The organism is Paramagnetospirillum sp. (assembly GCF_058402745.1).
The window spans coordinates 158,049-179,033 of the sequence record NZ_JBZVFI010000003.1 but is presented as its reverse complement, the minus strand read 5'-3'; the positions used below and the strand labels follow the sequence as shown (position 1 = coordinate 179,033).

General features: G+C 59.8%; 23 protein-coding genes, 1 tRNA gene and 2 pseudogenes. 17 read left to right on the top strand and 9 right to left on the bottom strand.

Features of this window, described 5'->3' with window-relative positions:
• Nucleotides 1-24: 24 nt before the first annotated feature.
• The 4 genes and pseudogenes from ACV4UZ_RS01755 to ACV4UZ_RS01740 form a co-directional block, all read left to right on the top strand.
• Nucleotides 25-1,269, top strand: coding sequence for an ISL3 family transposase (locus ACV4UZ_RS01755; protein WP_491599533.1), 1,245 nt, complete (start codon nucleotides 25-27; stop codon nucleotides 1,267-1,269).
• Nucleotides 1,270-1,283: 14 nt separating this feature from the next.
• Nucleotides 1,284-1,472, top strand: a pseudogene (locus ACV4UZ_RS01750) (transposase domain-containing protein); the annotation flags it as partial.
• Entirely contained in the window at nucleotides 1,469-2,059 is a 591-nt protein-coding gene (locus tag ACV4UZ_RS01745; RefSeq protein ID WP_011385681.1) for a plasmid pRiA4b ORF-3 family protein, read from the top strand. The pseudogene ACV4UZ_RS01750 and the gene ACV4UZ_RS01745, both read left to right, overlap by 4 nt.
• Nucleotides 2,060-2,079: 20 nt before the next feature.
• A pseudogene (locus ACV4UZ_RS01740) lies at nucleotides 2,080-2,346 on the top strand (integrase core domain-containing protein); the annotation flags it as partial.
• Here the strand turns inward: ACV4UZ_RS01740 and ACV4UZ_RS01735 are convergent.
• Together ACV4UZ_RS01735 and nrdR are read right to left on the bottom strand one after the other, a co-directional pair.
• The gene (locus ACV4UZ_RS01735; protein WP_491599225.1) at nucleotides 2,310-3,674 is read right to left on the bottom strand and encodes a hypothetical protein; all 1,365 of its coding nucleotides are present in this window, start codon (nucleotides 3,672-3,674) and stop codon (nucleotides 2,310-2,312) included. The pseudogene ACV4UZ_RS01740 and the gene ACV4UZ_RS01735 overlap by 37 nt on opposite strands.
• Before the next feature lie 117 nt (nucleotides 3,675-3,791).
• Nucleotides 3,792-4,253, bottom strand: a complete 462-nt coding sequence (nrdR, locus tag ACV4UZ_RS01730) for a transcriptional regulator NrdR (RefSeq protein ID WP_491599224.1) — start codon at nucleotides 4,251-4,253, stop codon at nucleotides 3,792-3,794.
• A gap of 223 nt (nucleotides 4,254-4,476) precedes the next feature.
• On the opposite strand from nrdR, the gene ACV4UZ_RS01725 reads away from it, so the two are divergent.
• The 7 genes from ACV4UZ_RS01725 (at nucleotide 4,477) to ACV4UZ_RS01695 (ending at nucleotide 9,643) form a co-directional block, all read left to right on the top strand.
• The gene (locus ACV4UZ_RS01725) at nucleotides 4,477-6,363 is read left to right on the top strand and encodes a diguanylate cyclase (protein WP_491599223.1); all 1,887 of its coding nucleotides are present in this window, start codon (nucleotides 4,477-4,479) and stop codon (nucleotides 6,361-6,363) included.
• Nucleotides 6,364-6,439: 76 nt separating this feature from the next.
• Nucleotides 6,440-6,616, top strand: a complete 177-nt coding sequence (locus ACV4UZ_RS01720) for a hypothetical protein (RefSeq protein ID WP_491599222.1) — start codon at nucleotides 6,440-6,442, stop codon at nucleotides 6,614-6,616.
• A 23-nt stretch (nucleotides 6,617-6,639) separates the two neighbouring features.
• Entirely contained in the window at nucleotides 6,640-7,140 is a 501-nt protein-coding gene (locus tag ACV4UZ_RS01715) for a hypothetical protein (RefSeq protein WP_237051465.1), read from the top strand.
• 60 nt (nucleotides 7,141-7,200) lie between these two features.
• Nucleotides 7,201-8,298 carry a sensor histidine kinase gene (locus ACV4UZ_RS01710; protein ID WP_491599221.1) on the top strand — a complete coding sequence of 366 codons (1,098 nt, stop codon included), beginning with the start codon at nucleotides 7,201-7,203 and terminating at the stop codon, nucleotides 8,296-8,298.
• A 59-nt stretch (nucleotides 8,299-8,357) separates the two neighbouring features.
• Complete coding sequence (locus tag ACV4UZ_RS01705; RefSeq protein ID WP_491599220.1) at nucleotides 8,358-8,636, top strand: HU family DNA-binding protein; 279 nt, start codon at nucleotides 8,358-8,360, stop codon at nucleotides 8,634-8,636.
• Nucleotides 8,626-9,123 carry a Ros/MucR family transcriptional regulator gene (locus tag ACV4UZ_RS01700; protein WP_491599219.1) on the top strand — a complete coding sequence of 166 codons (498 nt, stop codon included), beginning with the start codon at nucleotides 8,626-8,628 and terminating at the stop codon, nucleotides 9,121-9,123. The genes ACV4UZ_RS01705 and ACV4UZ_RS01700 overlap by 11 nt, the downstream gene beginning before the upstream one ends.
• 13 nt (nucleotides 9,124-9,136) lie before the next feature.
• Entirely contained in the window at nucleotides 9,137-9,643 is a 507-nt protein-coding gene (locus tag ACV4UZ_RS01695) for a helix-turn-helix domain-containing protein (RefSeq protein WP_491599218.1), read from the top strand.
• Between the two features lie 13 nt (nucleotides 9,644-9,656).
• Here ACV4UZ_RS01695 and ACV4UZ_RS01690 read toward each other — a convergent pair whose 3' ends face one another.
• The 3 genes from ACV4UZ_RS01690 to ACV4UZ_RS01680 all read right to left on the bottom strand — a co-directional run bounded on the left by ACV4UZ_RS01690 (nucleotide 9,657) and on the right by ACV4UZ_RS01680 (nucleotide 12,888).
• On the bottom strand, nucleotides 9,657-11,261 hold the full coding sequence (locus ACV4UZ_RS01690) for a tyrosine-type recombinase/integrase (protein ID WP_148207389.1): 1,605 nt from the start codon (nucleotides 11,259-11,261) through the stop codon (nucleotides 9,657-9,659).
• 152 nt (nucleotides 11,262-11,413) lie between these two features.
• Complete coding sequence (locus tag ACV4UZ_RS01685) at nucleotides 11,414-12,001, bottom strand: GNAT family N-acetyltransferase (protein ID WP_491599217.1); 588 nt, start codon at nucleotides 11,999-12,001, stop codon at nucleotides 11,414-11,416.
• On the bottom strand, nucleotides 11,998-12,888 hold the full coding sequence (locus ACV4UZ_RS01680; protein WP_491599216.1) for an N-formylglutamate amidohydrolase: 891 nt from the start codon (nucleotides 12,886-12,888) through the stop codon (nucleotides 11,998-12,000). Before ACV4UZ_RS01680 ends, ACV4UZ_RS01685 begins: the two co-directional genes overlap by 4 nt.
• A gap of 184 nt (nucleotides 12,889-13,072) precedes the next feature.
• Between ACV4UZ_RS01680 and ACV4UZ_RS01675 the strand changes: the two genes are divergently transcribed.
• The 4 genes from ACV4UZ_RS01675 (at nucleotide 13,073) to ACV4UZ_RS01660 (ending at nucleotide 15,856) form a co-directional block, all read left to right on the top strand.
• Nucleotides 13,073-13,147: transfer RNA gene (locus ACV4UZ_RS01675), tRNA-Val, on the top strand.
• A gap of 151 nt (nucleotides 13,148-13,298) precedes the next feature.
• Nucleotides 13,299-14,981: a methyl-accepting chemotaxis protein gene (locus ACV4UZ_RS01670; RefSeq protein ID WP_491599215.1), complete on the top strand. Its 1,683-nt coding sequence runs from the start codon at nucleotides 13,299-13,301 to the stop codon at nucleotides 14,979-14,981.
• Between the two features lie 78 nt (nucleotides 14,982-15,059).
• The gene (locus tag ACV4UZ_RS01665; protein WP_491599214.1) at nucleotides 15,060-15,545 is read left to right on the top strand and encodes a hypothetical protein; all 486 of its coding nucleotides are present in this window, start codon (nucleotides 15,060-15,062) and stop codon (nucleotides 15,543-15,545) included.
• An 80-nt stretch (nucleotides 15,546-15,625) separates the two neighbouring features.
• A complete protein-coding gene (locus ACV4UZ_RS01660) occupies nucleotides 15,626-15,856 on the top strand; it encodes a TraR/DksA C4-type zinc finger protein (protein ID WP_491599213.1) in 231 nt (76 codons plus the stop codon).
• Between the two features lie 55 nt (nucleotides 15,857-15,911).
• On the opposite strand, the gene ACV4UZ_RS01655 is transcribed toward ACV4UZ_RS01660, so the two are convergent.
• The 4 genes from ACV4UZ_RS01655 to ACV4UZ_RS01640 all read right to left on the bottom strand — a co-directional run bounded on the left by ACV4UZ_RS01655 (nucleotide 15,912) and on the right by ACV4UZ_RS01640 (nucleotide 18,343).
• Nucleotides 15,912-16,085: a hypothetical protein gene (locus tag ACV4UZ_RS01655; RefSeq protein ID WP_491599212.1), complete on the bottom strand. Its 174-nt coding sequence runs from the start codon at nucleotides 16,083-16,085 to the stop codon at nucleotides 15,912-15,914.
• A gap of 217 nt (nucleotides 16,086-16,302) precedes the next feature.
• Nucleotides 16,303-17,577 (bottom strand): NAD(P)/FAD-dependent oxidoreductase, encoded by a 1,275-nt coding sequence (locus ACV4UZ_RS01650; protein WP_491599211.1) that lies wholly within the window; start codon nucleotides 17,575-17,577, stop codon nucleotides 16,303-16,305.
• The gene (locus ACV4UZ_RS01645) at nucleotides 17,574-17,867 is read right to left on the bottom strand and encodes a c-type cytochrome (RefSeq protein WP_491599210.1); all 294 of its coding nucleotides are present in this window, start codon (nucleotides 17,865-17,867) and stop codon (nucleotides 17,574-17,576) included. The genes ACV4UZ_RS01650 and ACV4UZ_RS01645 overlap by 4 nt, the downstream gene beginning before the upstream one ends.
• 107 nt (nucleotides 17,868-17,974) lie before the next feature.
• Entirely contained in the window at nucleotides 17,975-18,343 is a 369-nt protein-coding gene (locus ACV4UZ_RS01640) for a rhodanese-like domain-containing protein (protein WP_491599209.1), read from the bottom strand.
• Nucleotides 18,344-18,545: 202 nt separating this feature from the next.
• Here ACV4UZ_RS01640 and coxB point away from each other — a divergent pair, with 202 nt between their 5' ends.
• Nucleotides 18,546-19,388, top strand: coding sequence for a cytochrome c oxidase subunit II (coxB, locus tag ACV4UZ_RS01635; protein WP_491599208.1), 843 nt, complete (start codon nucleotides 18,546-18,548; stop codon nucleotides 19,386-19,388).
• A complete protein-coding gene (gene ctaD / locus ACV4UZ_RS01630; protein ID WP_491599207.1) occupies nucleotides 19,385-20,983 on the top strand; it encodes a cytochrome c oxidase subunit I in 1,599 nt (532 codons plus the stop codon). Before coxB ends, ctaD begins: the two co-directional genes overlap by 4 nt.
• Nucleotides 20,984-20,985 lie beyond the last annotated feature (2 nt).

Below are 20,985 nucleotides of genomic sequence, written 5' to 3'. Positions count from 1 at the left end.
GGTCTGGGAGGAGAGGAGATCGACGTGGACGCCAATACGATCATGGCTTTGGGGCTGGGCGTTTCCCCGCCGTGGAAACTGGTCGAGCAGCGACTGGACACGACGGTTCATCCGCACGTGCTGCACCTGGAGATTGCGGTCGATCGCGGCACCATGTTTGCCTGTCCCCAGTGTGGCCGAGCCTGCAAGGCGCACGACTTCGCGGAGTTCACCTGGCGGCACCTCAACTTCTTCCAGCACCATTGCCACATCACCGCCAAGGTGCCGCGCACCGACTGTCCGGAGCATGGTGTGCTTCGGATCGGCGTGCCGTGGGCGAGAGAAGGCAGTCAGTTCACTCTGCTGTTCGAGCAGGTGGCGCTGGTTCTGGTCCGCGAGATGCCGGTGCTGGCGGCGGCTCGCATCATCGAGGTCACTGACAACCGTCTATGGCGGATCGTTCATCATTATGTCCGCAAGGCGGTGGAGCGCCTCGACCTGTCCAAGCTCGCCGCCGTCGGCCTTGATGAAACCGCCGCCAAGCGCGGCCATACCTATGTCACCGTGTTCATCGATCTCGACCGCAAGGACAAGCCGGTGGTCTTCGTCACCCCCGGCCGGGGCAAGGAGACCGTCACCCGGTTCAAGGCGTTCATGATGGACCATGGCGGCCAGCCGGGCCGCGTCGTCGAGGTGGTCTGCGACATGAGCCCCGCCTTCATCGCCGCCATCGGGGAAACCTTCCCCAACGCCGCCGTCACCGTGGACTGGTTCCATGTGGTCCAGTTGTTCACCAAGGCCCTCGACGAGGTCCGACGCGCCGAAGCCAGGAGCAACAAGCTGCCCAAGGCGCTGCGCTGGGCCATCCTGAAGAAGGCCGACGGCAAGATGACCGAGGCACAGGCAGAGGCTCTGGCCGAACTGGAAGCCTCCGACCTGTTGACCGCCATCGCATGGCGGCTCAAGGAGAAACTCCGCTGGGTGCGCAAGGCCGACACCGTCCAGGCTGCCCGCTGGCGGATCACCAACTTTCTGCGCCATGCACTCGAGGTGATCGGCGACAACACCATCCTCGATCCCGTCCGCAAGGCGTTGGGAACCGTCGAGCACCACCGCCAACGCATCCTCGAACGCTGGACATCAACCCACAGCAACGCCCGACTGGAGGGCTTCAACGGCCTCTTCCAGGCGGCACGCGCTCGCGCCAGGGGCTACCGCAATACCACAACCTTCGCGACCATGATCTACCTGATCGCCGCCCCACTCGGGGATCTCTTCAAATCCATTTGAGGCGTCGAAGAACCCGAAAAAACTGGTTGTTCGCCGGCTCCGATGCCGGCGGCGACCGCGCCGCCGCCATCTACACTCTGACCGAGACCGCCAAGCTCAACGGCCTCGACCCGGAGGCCTATCTGCGCGATGTTCTGACGCGGATTGCCGACCACCCGGTAAACCGCATCGCCGCCCTGCTGCCCTGGAACATCGCACCATGACCGAGATTGCCCGCCTCAAGATCCAACTCGATGACATGGACCTGCCCGTGATCCGGCGGATCGAAGTGCCACTCACCATGCGTCTGGCGGATCTGCACCTTGTCATCCAGATCGCCATGGGCTGGGAAAACTATCACCTCTACGAATTCCGCGTCGGCCGCGCCGTCGCCTATGGCATTCCCGACCCGGATTGGCCGGACTCAAACACCCTCTCCGCCAAAACGGCGACCCTGGCCGATCTCCTCCTCCACCTCAAACGGAACAAAACATTCCAATACGTTTACGATTTCGGCGACGATTGGATGCATACGGTGAAACTCGAAGCTCTCGCCGAAGCCGATCCCGAGGTCAGCTATCCCCGCTTGCTGGACGCCCAAGGCGCCTGCCCGCCAGAAGACTGCGGCGGGCCCTGGGGCTACGCCCATTACCTCGAAGTCATCGCCGATCCCGACCATGAAGACCATGACAACATGATCGAATGGCGCGGCCCCGGATTTGATCCATCGACCATCGACGAAGCCGCTATCCGCAAGGAATTCACCAAGTTTGCCAATCGGCGTAAGCGGAAACCCAAGGCAACGCCGTAGCCGTCAGAGGACGGTTACCCTTCACCGGTCTGCTGCGCGACAACGGCGTCGCCATCAGCATGGACGGTCGAGGGGCATGGCGGGACAACGTCTTCGTCGAGCGGTTGTGGCGCTCGGTCAAATACGAGGAGGTCTACCTTCGGGCCTACGACAGCGTCAGCGAAGCGCGGGCATCCATTGGCCGCTATCTCGACTTCTACAATGGACGGAGACCGCATTCGAGCTTGGGACGGCAGACGCCGGACCGGGCCTACTTTGACAAACTGCCCCAGGCGGTGGCAGCATGATTTTTGCCGCCGATGGGTGGCCTCATTCCAGTCGGGCTACGCCCTCCCTGCATGAGGCCACCCATCGGCATATCGCGACAGAAACCGGCAGGAGATCCACTTAGCCGACGACCAAATCTGTCCGAACAAACCCGGCCACCTCTTTCCTCCCTGCTTTCGGGGGCAAGCAAAGCAAGCCAATGCTCCGCATCCCGAACGTAATCGGACCCTATGCCGAACAGGTTATCCAGGACATCTGAGCTTTCCCACCGGTCATCCGTGACGTGATACGTATAGTGTCCCAAATTTGCAATTCGCTGTGCCTCATGCAGCGTCTCCTTGCTCTCAATCAGCATCTGCATGTCGTGCTTCTGGCGGTTCCACGCCCGGTGCAGTGTCAAGGATAGGGCGATTACCGCAGAGGCAAATGCGAGAACAAGTCCGGCAATAATTGTCGCTTGCTGACGCCAATCGGCGAGTGCGTTCTCACGAGAAAGCCCAACATTGACGAGGAAACCATATTTTTCACTGCGTCTATATGAGTAGGTACGTATAAATGTGTCGGGACCGGTCCCATCACTGCTATAGGTTCCCTCGTTCATGTTGATGGATAGCATTTCCTCAAATGGCTTTGATATTTTAGAATCGCCGATTGCAATTGGGTTTTGTTTTTCATAAGTGCTGCGTGCAATAAGCCCAAGATTATCGTCACGCAACGCAATCGATCCGCCACCTTCCATTTTGATTTTATCAAAAATTTCCTGTACACGATCTGTAAATATAACGGCAAACACAATCCCTTTAAATTCTCGGTTACGGTTTTCAATTTTTCTTGAAAACACCCAAATCCATTTTTTATTAACCTTCCCAAAAACAGGCTTGCTTATAAATATGCTCTGCCCTTTAGAGCTTAATTGCTTCAAGAAGTAGTCTCGATCAGCAATGCTTGGTGTCGGATTCGATATGCCAACTCCATAGACCACATCTCCACGCTCATTTGATGCCCATAGATGGTCTATTAATGGCAGTCGGCTTTGCTGTCGGTATAGTATCTCTGTAATCTCTCTGTCAGAAAATTTTTCACTAGATGTGTTCTCGCCAATATCATCCGCAACCGCTTGCAAAGCCACATCAATGGTATCAATTTGCCCATCTATAGTCAGGACTATTGTTTGGGCAAGATTTTGAGTGGCGGCAGCGATTCGAAATTCTGCTTGTTCACGCATTTTTATTAATGCGACAAAAGCAATGGTAATTACCAAGAAAATAGGGGCAATTACGCCGCCAACTAGAATCGCTTTGCCGCGATGAGGGGTGATTGTTGGCACTGTTTGCTGCTGAGTCGCCATGGGCCATGCAGATTCAAGATACGAAAGCCCATTATCCTAATGGTATGGTGCGTAAACGGGAAGCTGCTTGATCAAGTCACACTTCCATCGTGCCTTCTGGGTGATGGTCTGAATGCCTCAATCGCTACTGCTGGTTCCCATCTTTCCAAGGAAATCGCCAAAATCCTTGGCCTCACGGAAGTTCCGGTAGACCGAGGCGTACCGCAAATAGGCGACCTGATCGAGTTCCATCAGCACGTCCATCACCAGTTCACCGATGAGCTTGGACGGAACCTCGTTTTCCCCCAAGCTCTCAAGGCGGCGGTAGATGCCATTGGCAATCCGTTCGATCTGATCATCTTCGACAGGGCGTTTCCTCAGGGCGATCTGAAGCGACTTGACCACTTTCTCCCGGTCGAAGGTCGAGCGTGATCCGTCCTTTTTGACCACGACCAGATCACGGATTTGAACCCGTTCGAAGGTGGTGAACCGTGATCCACACCCTGGACAAGCTCTGCGGCGACGGATGGCCGCATTGTCGTCGGTCGGGCGTGAATCCTTCACCTGGGTATCCTCCTGGCCGCAAAATGGGCATCGCATTGGATCGCCTCCCCCCTGTCAATATCCAGACCAATCATTCAGGAAATGGCGACCGCCAGCAAGAATGGTGGCATGGGCAGTCGTGCATATCGGCATTGGATTTGCGACGACTTGTAACAACATGGGAACCCGGTGGCACTTAGGATTGACCCCACGGACATAGCTCAACCATACTTTTGATAGAACTTTTGATGGCGGAAATTGGAACCGGCTGATATCCGAAATGTCTGAAAATTGGGCCAGCCAGCAAGTTGAACATAGCGGCATCAGCGGCTTGCTGATGCTCGCCAGTTCTCCAGAATGCCGCCACATCATCCAGTCGATCATCGAGCACCTTCCGTGCGGCGTGACACTGTTCGATCAGAACCTGGAGATGGTTGCCTGCAATGGCTTGTTCAGACGGCTGTTGGATTTCCCTGACCAATTGTTTGAAGGCAGCCTGCCCTCCATGAAATCCCTGGCCATGTTCAACGCACGACGCGGTGAATACGGTCCAGGTGACCCGGATGAACTCGCTGGGCAGGTTGTCCAGAGAGCCATGGCGATGAAGCCACACCAGTTCGAGCGTGTTCGGCCTGATGGAACCATTCTGGAGATTTCAGGCCAGCCACTGCCGAGCGGCGGATTCATCACGCTGTACACTGACATCACTGAACGACGTGAAGCCGAGGAAACCCTTCGTGACAAGGAGGGGCTGCTGCGGCTGATTTTCGACAATTCCAGTGTGGCCATTTTCACCATCGATTCCAGTGGCCGGATTGGTGCGGCCAACCAACGGATGGCGGAAATGTTTATGATCCAATCGGAGTCGCTGATTGGTATGGAATACGTCGATCTGGTCGATCCCGTAGAGCAGGAAGCAGCCCGAAAGAATATGGCGGATCATCTGCTCCAGGACAGGCCCAACGTCAACTTGGAGCGGCATTATTGGCGGTCGAATGGTACCGCATTTTGGGGGCAACTGACGGCCCGTCATATGCCTGCTTATAGGGATGGTCGTGCCGGTCTGGTGTGCGTTGTTTCTGACATCACAGAACGCAAGATCGCGGAACAGCATCTGGCCGAACGTAGCCACGAACTCGAAGTTCTAAACCAGGAACTCTCCAAAACCGTTGCGGCCCTTGCTGCATCGAATGCCGAACTTGTTGCCGCCCGAGAAGAACTGGAGCACTTGGCCCGGCATGACACTCTGACCGGGGCTTGGAGCCGCATCAGAATCGAAGAATCTGCCCAACAGGAAATGCTCCGAAATTCGCGATATGGTCACCCTGTTTCATTGATCTTTATCGATCTGGACCACTTCAAGAGGGTCAATGACGGCTATGGCCATGCTGTAGGCGATGAAGTTCTGAAGACATTTTGTGACATCGCCCAAAAGTGCATGCGTTCCACCGATCTGCTCGGTCGTTGGGGCGGTGAGGAATTCGTGATCGTCACCCCAAACAGTGGACTAATGATCGCAATCCTGCTTGCCGAACGAATCCGTAAGGCGGTTATGGCCTTCGATTTTCCTGGTGTTGGGCATGTTACCGCCAGCTTTGGTGTCGCCGAATACCGTGAAGATGAAACATGGGAATCTTGGCTATGCCGGTCTGATGCAGCCCTTTACGCGGCAAAGGAAGGTGGGAGGAACCGAGTCGTAACCGATGCCTGCGAGGCTGATGAAGCCGATGAGGCAGAGCTTCTCGATCTCTCGTTTCTACGTCTGGTCTGGAGGAGCACCTACGAGTCCGGCCATGCTTTGCTCGATACGCAGCACCGAAATCTATTCGAACACGCAAATAATTTGCTGACAGCGGTCATCGGAGAGCGACCAACCGATGAGGTGGCACCTCAGATCGAAGCACTTGTTGCGGACCTTCTGGATCATTTCCGGGATGAAGAAGCAGTTTTCCGCTCGATAGGATATTCCGGTGCTGATGAACATGCCCAAACCCACCAGGGTCTAATCGACCGTGCCGGGGAATTGGTGGCAAATTTCACATCCGGCGAACTGGCCTTGGGCGACCTGTTCAATTTTCTGGCCTATGACGTGGTGGCAAAGCACATGCTGTCCGAAGATCGAAAGTTCTTTGGGCACATCCAGGCAGTTCGCGACATGGCGGTATAATTTCGGGCAGGCAGGTTGGGCGACAATGGCGATATTCAGGCGAAAAACTCCCCCCATCCAAGTCGGGGATCGGTACATGAAGGCCAACGACCAGACCCGGAAAGTCTGGGAGGTTTCCCGACTTTGGACGGCCGTTGATGGTGTTCCGCATGCCCGGATGGTGAACCGGCACGAGACGATTATGGTGTCGATTCGCACCCTGGAAGACCCGGAGTACTTTGTGGCTGTGCCTGTGATTCGGAACGAGCCGTAAAGCAGGTCGGCGGTGGAGAACTGGTGAGAACTCCACCGCCGGATCGTGCTGGATGGATCAGGTTTACGGGGGTGATCTATCCAGATGTGGCCGCATCGGGGGGATGCCACCAGAAAAGGTTATCGTATTCGGCTTATGCCATCAAGGCGGAGATGATGAACGTAAATCCGACCATGGACACTGCATCGATTACTGTATCGGCAATCGGCATCACCGAAGTGAAGAATGCCGGTAAGCTACGTGCCTTGGCTGATGTTGAGGTCGTCTTTGATGGCATCGAGATGATCATCCAAGGAGTCAAGGTGAGGGCTGATGACAAAAGTACCGAGGTTTCCTTGCCAACATATCGGGCACCAGATGGCTCATGGAGGGCCGCAATAATTCTGCCTGATGAAATCAAGGATGCCATTTCGGATACGGTGATTGCTGCGGGATTGGAGGCAGGAATCCTCCGGGTGAAGGAGGAGTCCGTTGGGGATCGGTGCACAATGGAAGGTGCTAAATCTCCGGACCATTTTGCTTGAGGTTGATGAAAGATATAAATCTTTGGTAGCATTTGATCGGCGTGAAGGCGGAGGACGGCCATGATTGTTGCAAACACAGGCTGGCCTGATCTCGAACTCCTAAAAGCTGCCCCGATTCTGATCTGGCGTGCAGGTCTCGATGCCAAATGCAATTGGTTCAACCCCGCATGGCTCGCCTATACCGGCAGGACAATGGAGCAAGAGATGGGGAACGGATGGGCGGAAGGTGTCCATCCTGATGATTTTGATCGCTGCTTGAAAATTTATCTTGATGCCTTCGCACTTCGTCAGCCGTTCGACATGGAATACCGCATCAAGCGTGCCTGTGGCGAATACGGTTGGATCGTAGATTACGGAATCCCAATTCAAAACCAGTCCGGCGAATTTCTCGGGTATGTCGGCTATTGTTTTGATGTCTCTGTCAGACAGGAGAGCGAAGAAAAACTGGGAATTGCCTGTAAGGATTTGGCGGCATCCAACGCTGAACTTGAGCAATTTGCCTACGTCGCATCCCATGATCTTCGTGAGCCACTCCGTATGATCAGCAGCTATGTTGACCTGATTGAACGCCGCTACGGACATCACTTTGACGCAGATGGGCATGAATTTATTGGCTTCGTCCGCGACGGTGCCCGGCGAATGGATGCGATGGTTCTGGACCTGCTTGCATTCTCCAGAATTGATAGACAGGGAGAACCACTGGTTCCGATGCGGATCGGTGATGCCATTTCCCGTGCCGTGAGAAATCTTGGGACAGCCATTTCCGAGTGTGATGCACACGTGGTCGTCGATGTGAATGCTTCGCTCATGGTGGTTGGGGATGGCCACCAATTAGATCGGCTTTTCCAAAACCTAATTGGGAATGCCATCAAATATCGAACAGAGGGGATAAGACCCCACATCGCCGTAGATGTTCGCCTCGATAATGGGAAGGCGGTCTTCTCTGTTCAAGATAATGGTATCGGGATCGCACCAGAATACTTCGACCGAATTTTTCTGCTTTTCAAGCGACTTCATACCCGAGAGGTATACGAGGGAACAGGGATCGGTCTTTCTGTCTGCAAGAAGATTGTCGAGCGGCACGGGGGCGAGATTTGGGTCGAGCAATCACCTTCAGGCGGCTCGACTTTCCTGTTTACCTTGCCGACGCCTGAGTGAATCCGTTTGATAAATGATGGCTGTTAGTCATTCCGTTTTTGTTTGGTAGGGAGGGGCACATGAACAAGTCCGAATTGATCGCCGCCGTCGCCGATGGTGCCAACATGACCAAGGCCGACGCGGCAAGTGCTATCGACGCCGTATTCGAAGCCATCACCGCCGCCATGAAATCGGGCGATGACGTGCGTCTTGTTGGCTTCGGGTCTTTCTCGGTTTCTGCCCGTCCTGCACGTGAAGGCAGGAATCCGCAAACTGGCAAGACCCTCACCATCGCGGCCAGCAAGTCTGCCATATTCACCGCCGGAAAGAGCCTCAAGGACACCATCAATGGCCGATGACATCAAGGCTCTGACCACCAAGATCGTGGCCGCCTACCTGGGCAGCAACACCTTGGCGGTCACAGAAATTCCGAACCTGATCAAGTCCGTTTATTCGTCTTTGAAAGCAACCATCACACCGGTTGCAGCACCGACTGAAACCCAGAAGCCTGCCGTATCGATTAAAAGGTCGGTAACGGAGGAATCTGTGATCTGCCTTGAATGTGGAAGTCATCAAAAATTGATGAAGCGTCACCTGAATCGGGGGCATGGATTATCCATAGAGGGATACCGCATGAAGTGGGATTTGCCTGCTGATTATCCCATGGTTGCTCCAAACTATGCTGCTCACCGATCAAGAATGGCCGTAAAATTTGGGCTTGGAATTTCTCGGCATAAACCAAAATCAGAAACGATTCCCGATGCCAGTAGCGACACGGGCGTCGCTCATGACGCGGCTCCTGCTCATGTTTATCCGACATCAAGATGGGCGAAGCCATCCTCGTAAGGAAAAGACCACCATGCCGCCACGTAAGAGTTCCAAACCCGCAATCGCCCCCGAGCCTGCCAAGGTCGCCAAGAAGGCTGGTCGGTCCACCAGAGGACGCTTGGACGACGGCAGTGCCAATCCCATTGATGTCCATGTTGGTGCCCGCATTCGGCTTCGCCGGACCCTGCTTGGAATGAGCCAGGAAAAACTGGGAGAATGCCTGGGGCTGACCTTCCAGCAGGTCCAGAAGTACGAACGTGGAGCCAATCGGGTCGGAGCATCCAGGCTGTTCGATCTATCCCGTGTTCTGGATGTCCGGGTTGGCTACTTTTTTGAGGAAATCTCTTCGACTGCCCAGGCAGCATCGCCGGTCGAGGTGATCCGGGGCAATGTCACCAAGGCAATCGATGTCGCTGACGACAATCCCATGACAAAGCGGGAAACCCTCGAATTGGTACGGGCCTATTTCAGCATCAGTGACCCCAAGGTCCGGGATCAGGTTCTGTCGATGGCGAAGGCTTTGGGTGGTGCCAATTAGTATGGTTAGATTATTACACGGGAAAAACTATTTTTTCGATCTCTTGCTTTAAATGGCTTACGGGTATCCCCTTCTTATAGCGTTCATCCGCCGACTTAGACATAGACCAACCTCCCAAGGTCTTTAACATTGAGTCTTCCATGACTTGTTCAGCCCGCTGGGCGAAATTATGCCGAAATGAATGCAATGTATGCTGTGGCGATTTGACCGGGGCCAAGATTTCATCAATCTGACTTGCCAGAGATGTTAGATAGTTTCCGCTCTTAATTTTTGTCGCATCAAATATCTTCGACTTCCCCCCTGCCCTTCTGGACTCCACGTAATCAAGAAACCCACGCTCAATTGCCCGAGAGTGTATCGGGACAAATCGCGGCTTCTTATTTTTCACAGTCTTTGACAAGGCTATAAGATGCGACACCCGAATGCTTGGAGACACATTGAAGCACCACACCCCATCCTCTTGAACAACATCAGTTACATCAAGTTGTGCCAGTTCGTTTCCACGCATCCCATGATACAATGCGAGATACGGCAACCAGCCAATCCCATCAAAGTTATATTTACAGTTAAATAGCTTGACCAACATTTCGTCTGGAAAAGCCTCCCGGATTGATTGATACCCACTGTCATTCAACTTAATTCTTTCAGCAGGATTCAATGGAACCCAACCATTCACCCTAAAAAACTCAAAAACCGTCCCCATGTTTGTTAGATATTTGTTTATTGTTGAAATTTTCAAAACACCAAGGCCCTGAATAGCATCAAGCAAGTCATCCTCACCGATTTCATCTTTCTCAGATTCGGACCTTATCTCATCAACCTCCCTCCTAATAATTTTTGAAATATCTTCATATGTCATCCCAAAAAATGCTGGATTCTCTTTTGCATTTGCTGGCAAATAACGGATTATCTCACGGACTCTAATGATATCATCGCGGTTGATGTAGGCGACATTTGTATTGCCCCCGAGAGTCTCCAAAATAACGTCGCATATTGTGCTATAATTTGTGATATTCGACGTTGCCAATTCTTGCCGCTCAGGATTGCTTTTAAATTTTTCAATTGCGTCTTTAAGAGAGACGATTTTGGCAAGTGGGGCAGCCCTATCGGGGTTTGAATCAATAAAATTGCCAGCCGCAATGATGGCGGGATTAAAGTTTAAACTAACCATCATCTCCCGCACCGCCGAACGGGCCGCAGCAATGGCAAGATCGTGGAACTTATTACGTAGCTGAGGAGAAAGTTCAACGTATTGGGTTGCTTCGAAATTAGCGATCAAGTCATCAACCGTGCCGCCAATTTTACCGGTTTTAAATTGTATCGAAAGCCCACCCAAGATGTCGTCAACCCCCATCTCGGAAACTCGACGCCTTGGTGGCTTGGTTCTTTTCCATGCCTCCTCAATGGCCTTTTCGATGGTTAGATGAATGCCCGTATAACCGAGCAATGCACGAGATTGTTCGCTGGTACTAAATGACTTTCGAACCCGTCGGCCGAGGAGCCTCCCCTCAAACTCCACCAGCCCGCGTATCTTTTGGTCAAAATCTCTCTCGTAATGATATACGCCTCGAATTTTGACCAGATAAGGTATTTTTCCTTGGCGGATTCCAGAGGCCACAGCACTTTCCCCCACGTTTCCCCCCACACTATCCCCCAATAATTGGCGTATATCAAGGAATTCAATGGGTTGGTTTAGCCGCAGCTTTCCTCCCTAAACTCAAGCCGCTGGTGCAAACCAGCGGCTTTTTTTTCGTGGTCCGGTTCCGGGGATCAGGGCAGGTCGGATCCGCCCAGCAGCGGCGGCGCCTTGGCGCCATCGGGCAGCGGCCGGTCGTCGCCACCCAGCGTCCGGTGCATGATCACCACGTCCACCCAGCGGCCGAACTTCAGCCCGACGCCGCGCAGCACCCCTTCCTGGCCGAAGCCCAGGGCCCGGTGGACGGCGATGGAGCCCTGGTTGGCGGAATCGCCGATCACCGCGATCATCTGGCGGTAGCCCAAGGCGGCGCAGCGGTCGATCAGGGCGGCCAGCAGCACCCGGCCGATGCCGCGCCGCACCACGAAGGGCGCCACGTAGATGGAATCCTCCACCGTGTAGCGATAGGCCGAGCGCTGGCGGAACGGCCCGGCATAGGTGTAGCCCAGCACCTCGCCCTCCTCCACCGCCACCAGGAACGGCAGGCCGCGCGCCGCCACGGCGGCACGGCGCGCCTTCATCTCCTCGACGGACGGCACCTCCTCCTCGAACGAGGCGGCGGTGCGCGAAACGTAGAAGGCGTAGATGGCCTGCACCGCCGCCATGTCGTCGTCGGTGGCGTCGCGGATCTCGACGGAAAGCGGCGTGCCGGGTCCCCTCATGGGCGGCCGAACTCCCGCGCCGCCGCCGCCAGGGCGGCCGCCACCCTCTGGATATCGGCCCGCACCGCCTCGAAATCGGGTCCGTGGCAATGGCGGCCCTCGTCCATGTAGAGCGCCCGGTTGATCTCGATCTGCAGCGCGTGGCTGCCCTGGCGCGGCTGGCCGTAATGACGGGTGGTGAAGCCGCCGGCATAGGGCGCGTTGCGCACCACGCGATAGCCCAGCTGGGTGAAGGTATCCTCGGCCACCTGGGTGAACAGCGGGGAACAGGCGGCGGCGAAGCAATCGCCCAGCACCACGTCCACCCGGCTGAGGCCCGAATCCCGGTCCATGGGGCCGCCCACCGAGGGCATGGAATGGCAGTCCACCAGCAGCGACCAGCCGAAGGCGGCGCGGGTGGCGTCCACCAGGCCCCGCAGCCTCTGGTGATAGGGACGGTAGCAGCGGGCGATGCGGCTTTCGGCCTCGGCCACCGGCAGGCGCCCGGCATAGATCTCGGCACCGCTGGCCACCACCCGGGCGATGGTCCCCAGCCCGGCCAGGACGCGGGGGCTGCGGGTGTTGGCGTGCTCGGGCAGGGCGTCCGAGAACATGGCCGGGTCCAACTCGTAGGGCTCGCGGTTGGGGTCGCAATAGGCGCGGGGAAACAGCGCCGTGATCAGCGGCGCCCCAAGCTCCACCACGCCGGCGTAAAGCTCGTCCACGAAGCTGTCCTCGGAGCGGCGCAGCATGCGGGCGTCCAGCCGCGACTGCGCCACGAACTCGGCCGGGTAGTCGCGCCCGGAATGGGGCGAGGCGAAGACCAGCGGCACCAATTGCCGGGGCGGCTCGACCACCCTCAACACGGCGGTATCGTCGTTTGTCATCTCAGCGGGCATGGCTTCCATGGTCTGCCCGTCCTTCTTAGCAAATCCCCCGGCCCGTGTCATACCCCGCTCCAGGAAATCGGCGAGATTCCACTCCGTTCATTTTCCATTGTGCAGGCATTCCGGAAGGGCTTGCAATGGCCGAAGAACGACGCTAAAAGAACGTCCCTCGGCCGGACCCAACCAGCGGGACGGACCAAGACAAGGGCGGTTAGCTCAGCGGGAGAGCACTACGTTGACATCGTAGGGGTCACTGGTTCAATCCCAGTACCGCCCACCATCGAAGGCCCCAGGGAAACCTGGGGCCTTCGTCCGTTCTGGGCGCCGCCATCTCTAACCATGGGTAGAATTACCTAGCTGATGATCATGGAATGCCCATGACCTTGGGTGTAGCATAGGCACTCTGTCATAACCATTTTGGGAGGAGCAAAATGGTTACTCATTGGCGGGTTGCCGCGAAGATGCGGCTGGTGGTCGGGCTGATGAGCCTGATCGCCGTGGTGATCGGCGTGGTCGGCATCACCGGCATGGACGCCATGGATCGGCAGAACGACGAAATTCAGAAGGCCGCCGCGCGCGCCGTCATCGGCGAGCGCACCAACGCCCTGATCCTGTCCATCGTGATGGATTCCCGGGGAATCTACATGTCCACCTCCGCCGCCGACGTGGAGAAATTCGCCAAGCCCATGCTCGAGGGCATCGCGCAGTTCGAGAAGCGGATCGAGGAATGGGGCCGGATGGTCCCCGCCGACCAGCAGCAGGAATTCGATCAGGTCCGGGCCGCCGCCCGGCAATTCGCCGAGTTCCGGCGCGAGACCGTCCGCCTGGGGCAGGTCGAGGGTGGCCCCGCCGCCCGCGTCTACGGCGACAACGACGCCAACCGCAAGTCCCGGCAGGCGCTCAACAAGGCGGTCCAGGCCTTCGCCGACCGCAACAACCAGGACATCGTCACCACCGCCCAGCGCATGGACGAGGTGCGCAAGACCCGCGAGACCCTGGCCATGGTCATCACCGTCGCCGGCGTGCTGGTGGTGGGAATCCTGGCCTCCCTGATCGGCAGCCGCACCATCGCCGCCCCCATCCGCGCCATGGCCCAGGCCATGGACGACCTGCGCAACCGCCACTACGACCGCCCCATTCCGGGCGTCGGAACCGACAATGAAATCGGCGAGATGGCGGCCTCGGTGGCCGTCTTCCGCGACGCCATGATGGAAAGCGACCGTCTGGCCGCCCAGCGCGATGCCGAGCATGCGGCGCGGGAGAAACGGGCCCGGACCATGGACGACCTGATTCAGGGCTTCGACCGGACGGTGTCGGGCAATCTCGAGGTGGTGTCGGGGGCGGCGACGGAACTGAACGCCACCGCCCAGACCATGCGCCATACCGCCGACGAGACGGACGACAAGGCTTCGGCCGTGGCCGCCGCCGCCGAACAGGCCTCGGCCGCCGTCCAGACGGTGGCCACCGCGGCCGAGGAACTGGCCGCCTCCATCTCGGAAATCTCGCGCCAGGTGGCCCAGTCCAGCGACGTGGCCCGCGCCGCCTCGGACGAGGCGTCCCAGACCAACACCATCGTCCAGGGTCTGGCGGAAAGCTCGGCGCGCATCGGCGACGTGGTCAGCCTGATCAACGACATCGCCAGCCAGACCAACCTGCTGGCGCTCAACGCCACCATCGAGGCCGCCCGGGCCGGCGAGGCGGGAAAAGGCTTCGCCGTGGTGGCGGGCGAGGTCAAGGCCCTGGCCACCCAGACCGGCAAGGCCACCGACGAGATCTCGCAACAGATCGGCGCCGTGCAGACCGCCACCCAGGCGGCGGTCACCGCCATCGCCAGCATCGTCGGACGGATCAGCGAGATCAACCAGATCGCCGCCGCCATTTCCGCCGCCGTGGAGGAACAGTCCGCCGCCACCGCCGAGATCGCCCGCAACGTCGATCAGGCGGCCAAGGGCACGCAGGAGGTCACCGCCAACGTGGGCGGCGTCTCCAGTGCCGCCGGCGAGACGGGCGCGGCAGCCGGCGAGGTGCTCTCCGCCGCCCAGTCGCTCGCCCGGCAATCGGAGGAACTGAAGGCAGTGATCGGCACCTTCCTGCAGGGAATCCGAGCGCTGTAGCCCGTTCGTCAACCTTGCCTTAAGCAATCCGTGACATGATGTGATTCTCATTATCACCGCAGAAAGCGGGGACATGTCATGGCCACCACGTCGGCGCCCCACTCCAAGCCGTTCATTCACGCCCCCGCCCCGCGCAAGCCGGCGGGAAAGTCGGGTGGCGTCCTGACGAAGCCGCTGGCCCTGGCCGGCATCATCCTGGTGGTGGCCGCCCTGGGAACGGCGGCAATGCTGCTGCAGCCCAGGTTCAAGGGCGGCGGCACGACGGCGACGCCGGAGGCCTTCGCCGATCAGATGGAAGCGGCCGCCCGCGCCGGCGGCGGGACGGTCCCCCACGTGTTCGGCGGCACCATCCGCACCGAGCGCAACGGCAGCATGCTGGCCCTGGTGGCCGACAACGTGCCGCCCTCGGTCTGCGTCTCGGTGGGCTGGAAGCTGGTGCGCAAGGGCATCCTGTCCATCAACGGCACCATGCCGCTCCGCGTCTCGGCCGCCAAGCTGGCGGATCTGTGCAATCAGGAAGACGGCGGCGCCGTGCTCACCTGGATTCCCAAGGCGGCGGATTAGGCATCCATCATAGATATTGATTCATCCCTGACCTCCTGCCACCATATGGCGGGTTGGGCAACTCTTATGGAGTGTGGGGAATGGACGATATCGATCTGGCGGCCGAGCGCACCGACATGCTGAACGCCGCCGCCATTCAGGCGGTTCTCGGGCGGACGGAAGCGGTGCTGTCCACCGGCATCTGCCGCGCCTGCAACGAGGAGATCGAGCCCGAGCGCCTTGCCGCCAATCCCTACGCCAAGCATTGCCGCGATTGCGCCGACGAGGCCGAGACCCGCGCCCGCCTGGCCCGGCGCTGCGGGCCGCGCTGATCCGGCCCACGGAAATAGGCCCGCCCCATCTTTCGAGGGGGCGGGCCGGTATGGATCACAGGACCTGAAGGGCGCCACCGCCTTCCTTCTCGATCTCCCACAGGTATCCGAGGGAATCGAGAGCCCTCTCCCGCGACATCAGGGAGTGGACCTCGGGCGCGGCGATGATCGCCCAGACCCGGTCCCGGATTGCCGCCAGTTTCTCGCGGCGCGCGGCCTTCTGGCCCATGGTCGGTCCTCCTTCACTGGAAGCGACATCATGGACAGAATATCCAGCTTATCCTTAACGGAACGTATCATGGCGGCCGTCATTTGAACCGACTTGTCATCCTGACAACCGCGGGGAGGAAGGATCTTTCAGCCTGAAACGGTTACCGCCATGGCGTGAAAGATCCCTCGCCAAGGCTCGGGATGACAGGAAGAGTCAGTTCTATGGGCGGACGGTATCACGCCCCCCAGGCATCGGCGCAGATGCCGGCGTACCAGCCGGCGGCGTATTCGGCCTCGGCCTTGCGGGTGTGGGCATCGGCGCCCGGCGGGCTGACGCCGCCCGCCCCCGCCACCCCCACCCGGCGCCCGCCCGCCACCTCGTAGACTCCCGCCACCGAGATGGCGTAATCGGGCGACAGCAGCGAGTAGCAGACGTTGATGGCCTTGGGGGAATTGAATTCCTGCCCGGCCAGGGAGGCCGCCACCGCCGCCGCCGCGATCTTGGCCTGGTTGTTGGCCGAGGAGGCGGATTTGGGCATCTCCCAGGCCATGCAGGCATCGCCGATCACATGAATGCCCGCTATCCGGCGGGATTCGAAGGTGGCCGGGTCAACCGGACAGAAGCCGCCGGCATCGGCCAGCCCCGCCGCGATGGCGACGGCTCCCGCCTCCTGGGGGGGAATGATGTTGGCCAAGGCGGGGGTGAAGCGGTCGAAATCGGTCTCCACCCAGCCCTCGGCGGCGTTGACCCGCACCACCCGGCCGTTGGCCGCCCCCGACACCCATTCGACCATGTCGCCGTAAAGGGCCTTCCAGCCCTCCTGGAACAGCGCCTGCTTCGAGAACGAATCCTTGGCGTCGAGGATCAGCACCTTGCAGCCCTTGCGGTGCCGCGACAGGTGCCAGGCGATCAGACCGGCCCGCTCGTAGGGGCCGGGCGGACAACGGAAGGGGTTGCCCGGACTGGCGATGACCACCACGCCGCCATCCTCCACCGCCTCGAGCCGGCGACGCAGCAGGGCGGTCTGCGCACCGGCCTTCCAGGCATGCGGCATGAGGGAGGACGCCGCCTCGCCGTAGCCCTCGATCTCGTTCCAGCGCAAGGCGATGCCCGGCGAGACGATGAGGCGGTCGCAGGCCAGCCGTCCGCCCCCCGCCAGGCGCAGCGAGCGCCCCTCCGCCTCGATGGCGACAACCGAATCGTGGACGACCTCGATGCCGAACCGCGAACGTAGTTGATCGTAGCCATGCTCCAGCCGCGACGGCGGCGCCAGCCCGCCGATCACCCCGTTGGAGCCCGGACAGGTCACGTGGACAGGATCGGGCTCGATCAGCGTGACGCGCAGGCCAGGAGCCGCGCGGCGCAGGGCGCGGGCCGCCGTCGCTCCCCCGAACCCGCCGCCGATGATCGCCACCCTGGCCGCGCCCTCGCCCTTGGCCAGGGCGGGCGCCGCCAGCAGCGCGGCGGAACCGCCCGCCAGCACGGAACGCCGGGACAGGAAAAGGCTCATGGCCCGCCCCTCCCGCCCAGTTCCCCGGCGATGGCGCCCAATTCCCCGCGCGTGTACCCCTTGGCGATGCGGTCCATGATGGTGGCGGCGCGGCTTCCGTCACGGAAGGCCAGCAGCGCGCGCAGCAAGTCCCCGGCCGAGCGCCCGGCCAGGGAGGGAATGGTGGAATGGGCTTCGGGGGAATGACAGGCGGCGCAGGTATCGGCCATCACCGGGGCGACACCGTCGGCCCGCGCATGCGGCGCGGCGGTGATCGCCATCAGGGCCATGGATACGGCAAGACTGCGCACGGCGCCCCCTCCTGGAGGCGCATTCTAGTGCCCTGCCCCCGAAATTCATATCATGGATTTCGGGGACAAGCAGGCCACTACATCATTGAATTGTGAGGTGATTCCTGTCAGCGTCCGGGAACGGTGGGACCGCCGGCGGCCTTCCAGCCGAGAATGCCGCCCTGCATGCGATGGATCTCGCCATCCCAGCCGGCGGCCAGCAATTTCCCGGTGGCGGTGCCGCAGCGCACGCCGCTGCGGCAATGGATCACCAGGCGCTTGCCCTCCTCCGGCCGGGGCATGCGGGCCGGGTCGAAGCTGGACAGCGGCAGGTTGATCGAGCCGGCGATGGCCTCGGCGGCATATTCGTCAGGCTCGCGCACATCCACCAGGACGATGGAGCCCGCCTCCCACCAAAGGCGGATCTGCGACGGATCCACCACGTGGACCTTGTCGCTGGCGGGAGAAGAGGAAAGACCGAAAAGCCGCGAAAGCATGCCGCACACCCCAGTTTCATCAGATATCGCGAATGTAAGTTTTTCCCCGGCGCTTTCAAGCCAATTCCACCTTTTTTGTCGGGGGGTCTTGGAAATGGGATGCGGCACCCCCACTAATTAGAATGACTTTCAGGCGCAGTATTTCATCCGCGAGTGGGAATATTTTCTGCGGATGATACGACGGCAGGGAGGGACATTCGACATGAACAGGTCCATTCAGGCCCTATTGGCGGCGGCCGTTTTCATCGGTTCCATACCGGTGGCCATGGCCGGGGAGCCGCAACCCTGGGCCCTTTCGTTCCAGCACGCGGTCACCCCCACCATGGAACGCATCGCCTCGCTGGCCACCTTCATCAACGGCGTAATCGTCGGCATCACCCTTCTGGTCTCGGGGCTGCTGCTCTATGCCTGCACCCGCTTCCGGGCCGACCGCAATCCCAAGCCGGCCACCTGGTCGCACAACACGCCGCTGGAGATCGTCTGGACCGCCATACCGGCGGTGATCCTCCTGCTGATCGCCATTCCGTCGTTCCGGCTGCTCTACTTCATGGACAAGGTCCAGGACGCCGACATGACGCTGAAGATCGTCGGCCACCAGTGGTACTGGACCTACGAATATCCGGACCACGACTTCAAGTTCGACAGCAACATGGTGCAGACCGAGGACCTGAAGCCCGGCCAGCCCCGGCTGCTGACCGCCGACAACACCATGGTGGTGCCGGTGGGCGTGCCCATCCGGCTGCAGATGACCGCCGACGACGTCATCCATTCCTGGTCGGTCCCCGCTTTCGGGGTCAAGACCGACACGATTCCCGGCCGCCTCAACGAGACCTGGGTCCAGGTGGACAAGCCCGGCGAGTATCACGGCCAGTGCTCGCAGCTGTGCGGGGTCAACCACGGCTTCATGCCCATCCACGTTCGTGCCGTGCCCAAGGAGGAGTTCCTCGCCTGGGTCGCCGAGGCCAAGACCAAGTTCGCCCGTATCGACGGCACCCGTCCCGAGACGACCGTCGCGCTTGCCGAAACCGGGGGGAAACGTCCATGAGCACCGCCGCCACACACGACCATGGCCACGCCCAGCCTCACGGCTGGCGCCGCTGGCTCTATTCCACCAACCACAAGGACATCGGCACGCTGTACCTGATCTTCTCGGTGATCGCCGGGCTGATCGGCGGCGCCATGAGCGTGGTCATCCGCATGCAGCTGGCCCAGCCCGGCGGAACACTGTTCGGCGGCGACTGGCACATGTACAACGTGTTCGTCACCGCCCACGCGCTGACCATGGTGTTCTTCACGGTGATGCCCGCCCTGATCGGCGGCTTCGGCAACTGGTTCGTGCCGCTGATGATCGGCGCGCCGGACATGGCCTTCCCCAGGCTGAACAACATCAGCTTCTGGCTGCTGCCCCCCGCCTTCATCATGATGCTGCTGTCCATGTACGAAGGGGCGGGCGCCGGCACCGGCTGGACGCTGTATCCGCCGCTTTCGACCACCTATCACCCCGACGCGTCGGTGGACTTCGCCATCCTGGGCCTGCATCTGGCGGGCATCAGCTCGGTGCTGGGCGCCATCAACTTCATCTGCACCATCCTCAACATGCGCGCGCCCGGCATGACCATGCACCGCATGCCGCTGTTCGTCTGGGCCATGCTGGTGACGGCCTTCCTGCTGCTCTTGTCCATTCCGGTGCTGGCCGGCGCGCTGACCATGCTGCTCACCGACCGCAATTTCGGCACCACCTTCTTCGCGCCGGCCGGCGGCGGCGATCCCCTGCTCTACCAGCATCTGTTCTGGTTCTTCGGGCACCCCGAAGTCTACATCATGATCCTGCCGGCCTTCGGCATCATCAGCCACATCATCTCCACCTTCTCGAAGAAGCCGGTGTTCGGCTATCTCGGCATGGCCTACGCCATGGTGGCCATCGGCTTCGTCGGCTTCGTGGTGTGGGCGCATCACATGTTCACCACCGGCCTCAACGTCGACACCAGGGCCTACTTCACCGCCGCCACCCTGGTGATCGCGGTGCCCACCGGCATCAAGGTGTTCAGCTGGATCGCCACCATGTGGGGCGGCTCCATCACCTTCCGCGTGCCCATGATGTGGGCGGTGGGTTTCGTCTTCCTGTTCACCATGGGCGGCGTCACCGGCGTGGTGCTGGCCAACAATCCCGTCGACGTGACCCTGCACGACACCTACTACGTGGTGGCCCATTTCCACTACGTGCTGAGCCTGGGCGCGGTGTTCGCCATCTTCGCCGGCTTCTACTACTGGATCGGCAAGATGAGCGGCCGCCAGTATCCCGAGACCCTGGGCAAGATCCACTTCTGGCTGACCTTCGTGGGCGTCAACATCGCCTTCTTCCCGCAGCATTTCCTGGGCGCCCAGGGCATGCCGCGCCGCATTCCCGATTACCCCGACGCCTTCGCCGGGTGGAATTACGTGTCGTCCATCGGCGCCTACATCGCCTTTGCCGGCACGCTGTTCTTCCTGGTGGTGGTGTGGCGGACCTTCACCGCCGGCAAGGCGGTGGCCGCCAATCCCTGGGGATCGGGCGCCACCACGCTCGAATGGTCGGTCAGCTCGCCGCCGCCGCTGCACAGCTTCGACGAGCTGCCCCACATCGGCACTCCGGCGGAGTAAGG

Bases quoted from the DNA above. Each gene is read 5' to 3' on its own strand.
- ACV4UZ_RS01745 (WP_011385681.1), top strand. From the start codon at position 1,469: ATGACCGAGATTGCCCGCCTCAAGATCCAACTCGATGACATGGACCTG.
- ACV4UZ_RS01735 (WP_491599225.1), bottom strand. From the start codon at position 3,674: ATGGCGACTCAGCAGCAAACAGTGCCAACAATCACCCCTCATCGCGGC.
- nrdR (WP_491599224.1), bottom strand. From the start codon at position 4,253: ATGCGATGCCCATTTTGCGGCCAGGAGGATACCCAGGTGAAGGATTCA.
- ACV4UZ_RS01725 (WP_491599223.1), top strand. From the start codon at position 4,477: ATGTCTGAAAATTGGGCCAGCCAGCAAGTTGAACATAGCGGCATCAGC.
- ACV4UZ_RS01720 (WP_491599222.1), top strand. From the start codon at position 6,440: ATGAAGGCCAACGACCAGACCCGGAAAGTCTGGGAGGTTTCCCGACTT.
- ACV4UZ_RS01710 (WP_491599221.1), top strand. From the start codon at position 7,201: ATGATTGTTGCAAACACAGGCTGGCCTGATCTCGAACTCCTAAAAGCT.
- ACV4UZ_RS01705 (WP_491599220.1), top strand. From the start codon at position 8,358: ATGAACAAGTCCGAATTGATCGCCGCCGTCGCCGATGGTGCCAACATG.
- ACV4UZ_RS01700 (WP_491599219.1), top strand. From the start codon at position 8,626: ATGGCCGATGACATCAAGGCTCTGACCACCAAGATCGTGGCCGCCTAC.
- ACV4UZ_RS01695 (WP_491599218.1), top strand. From the start codon at position 9,137: ATGCCGCCACGTAAGAGTTCCAAACCCGCAATCGCCCCCGAGCCTGCC.
- ACV4UZ_RS01685 (WP_491599217.1), bottom strand. From the start codon at position 12,001: ATGAGGGGACCCGGCACGCCGCTTTCCGTCGAGATCCGCGACGCCACC.
- ACV4UZ_RS01680 (WP_491599216.1), bottom strand. From the start codon at position 12,888: ATGGAAGCCATGCCCGCTGAGATGACAAACGACGATACCGCCGTGTTG.
- ACV4UZ_RS01670 (WP_491599215.1), top strand. From the start codon at position 13,299: ATGGTTACTCATTGGCGGGTTGCCGCGAAGATGCGGCTGGTGGTCGGG.
- ACV4UZ_RS01665 (WP_491599214.1), top strand. From the start codon at position 15,060: ATGGCCACCACGTCGGCGCCCCACTCCAAGCCGTTCATTCACGCCCCC.
- ACV4UZ_RS01660 (WP_491599213.1), top strand. From the start codon at position 15,626: ATGGACGATATCGATCTGGCGGCCGAGCGCACCGACATGCTGAACGCC.
- ACV4UZ_RS01655 (WP_491599212.1), bottom strand. From the start codon at position 16,085: ATGGGCCAGAAGGCCGCGCGCCGCGAGAAACTGGCGGCAATCCGGGAC.
- ACV4UZ_RS01650 (WP_491599211.1), bottom strand. From the start codon at position 17,577: ATGAGCCTTTTCCTGTCCCGGCGTTCCGTGCTGGCGGGCGGTTCCGCC.
- ACV4UZ_RS01640 (WP_491599209.1), bottom strand. From the start codon at position 18,343: ATGCTTTCGCGGCTTTTCGGTCTTTCCTCTTCTCCCGCCAGCGACAAG.
- coxB (WP_491599208.1), top strand. From the start codon at position 18,546: ATGAACAGGTCCATTCAGGCCCTATTGGCGGCGGCCGTTTTCATCGGT.
- ctaD (WP_491599207.1), top strand. From the start codon at position 19,385: ATGAGCACCGCCGCCACACACGACCATGGCCACGCCCAGCCTCACGGC.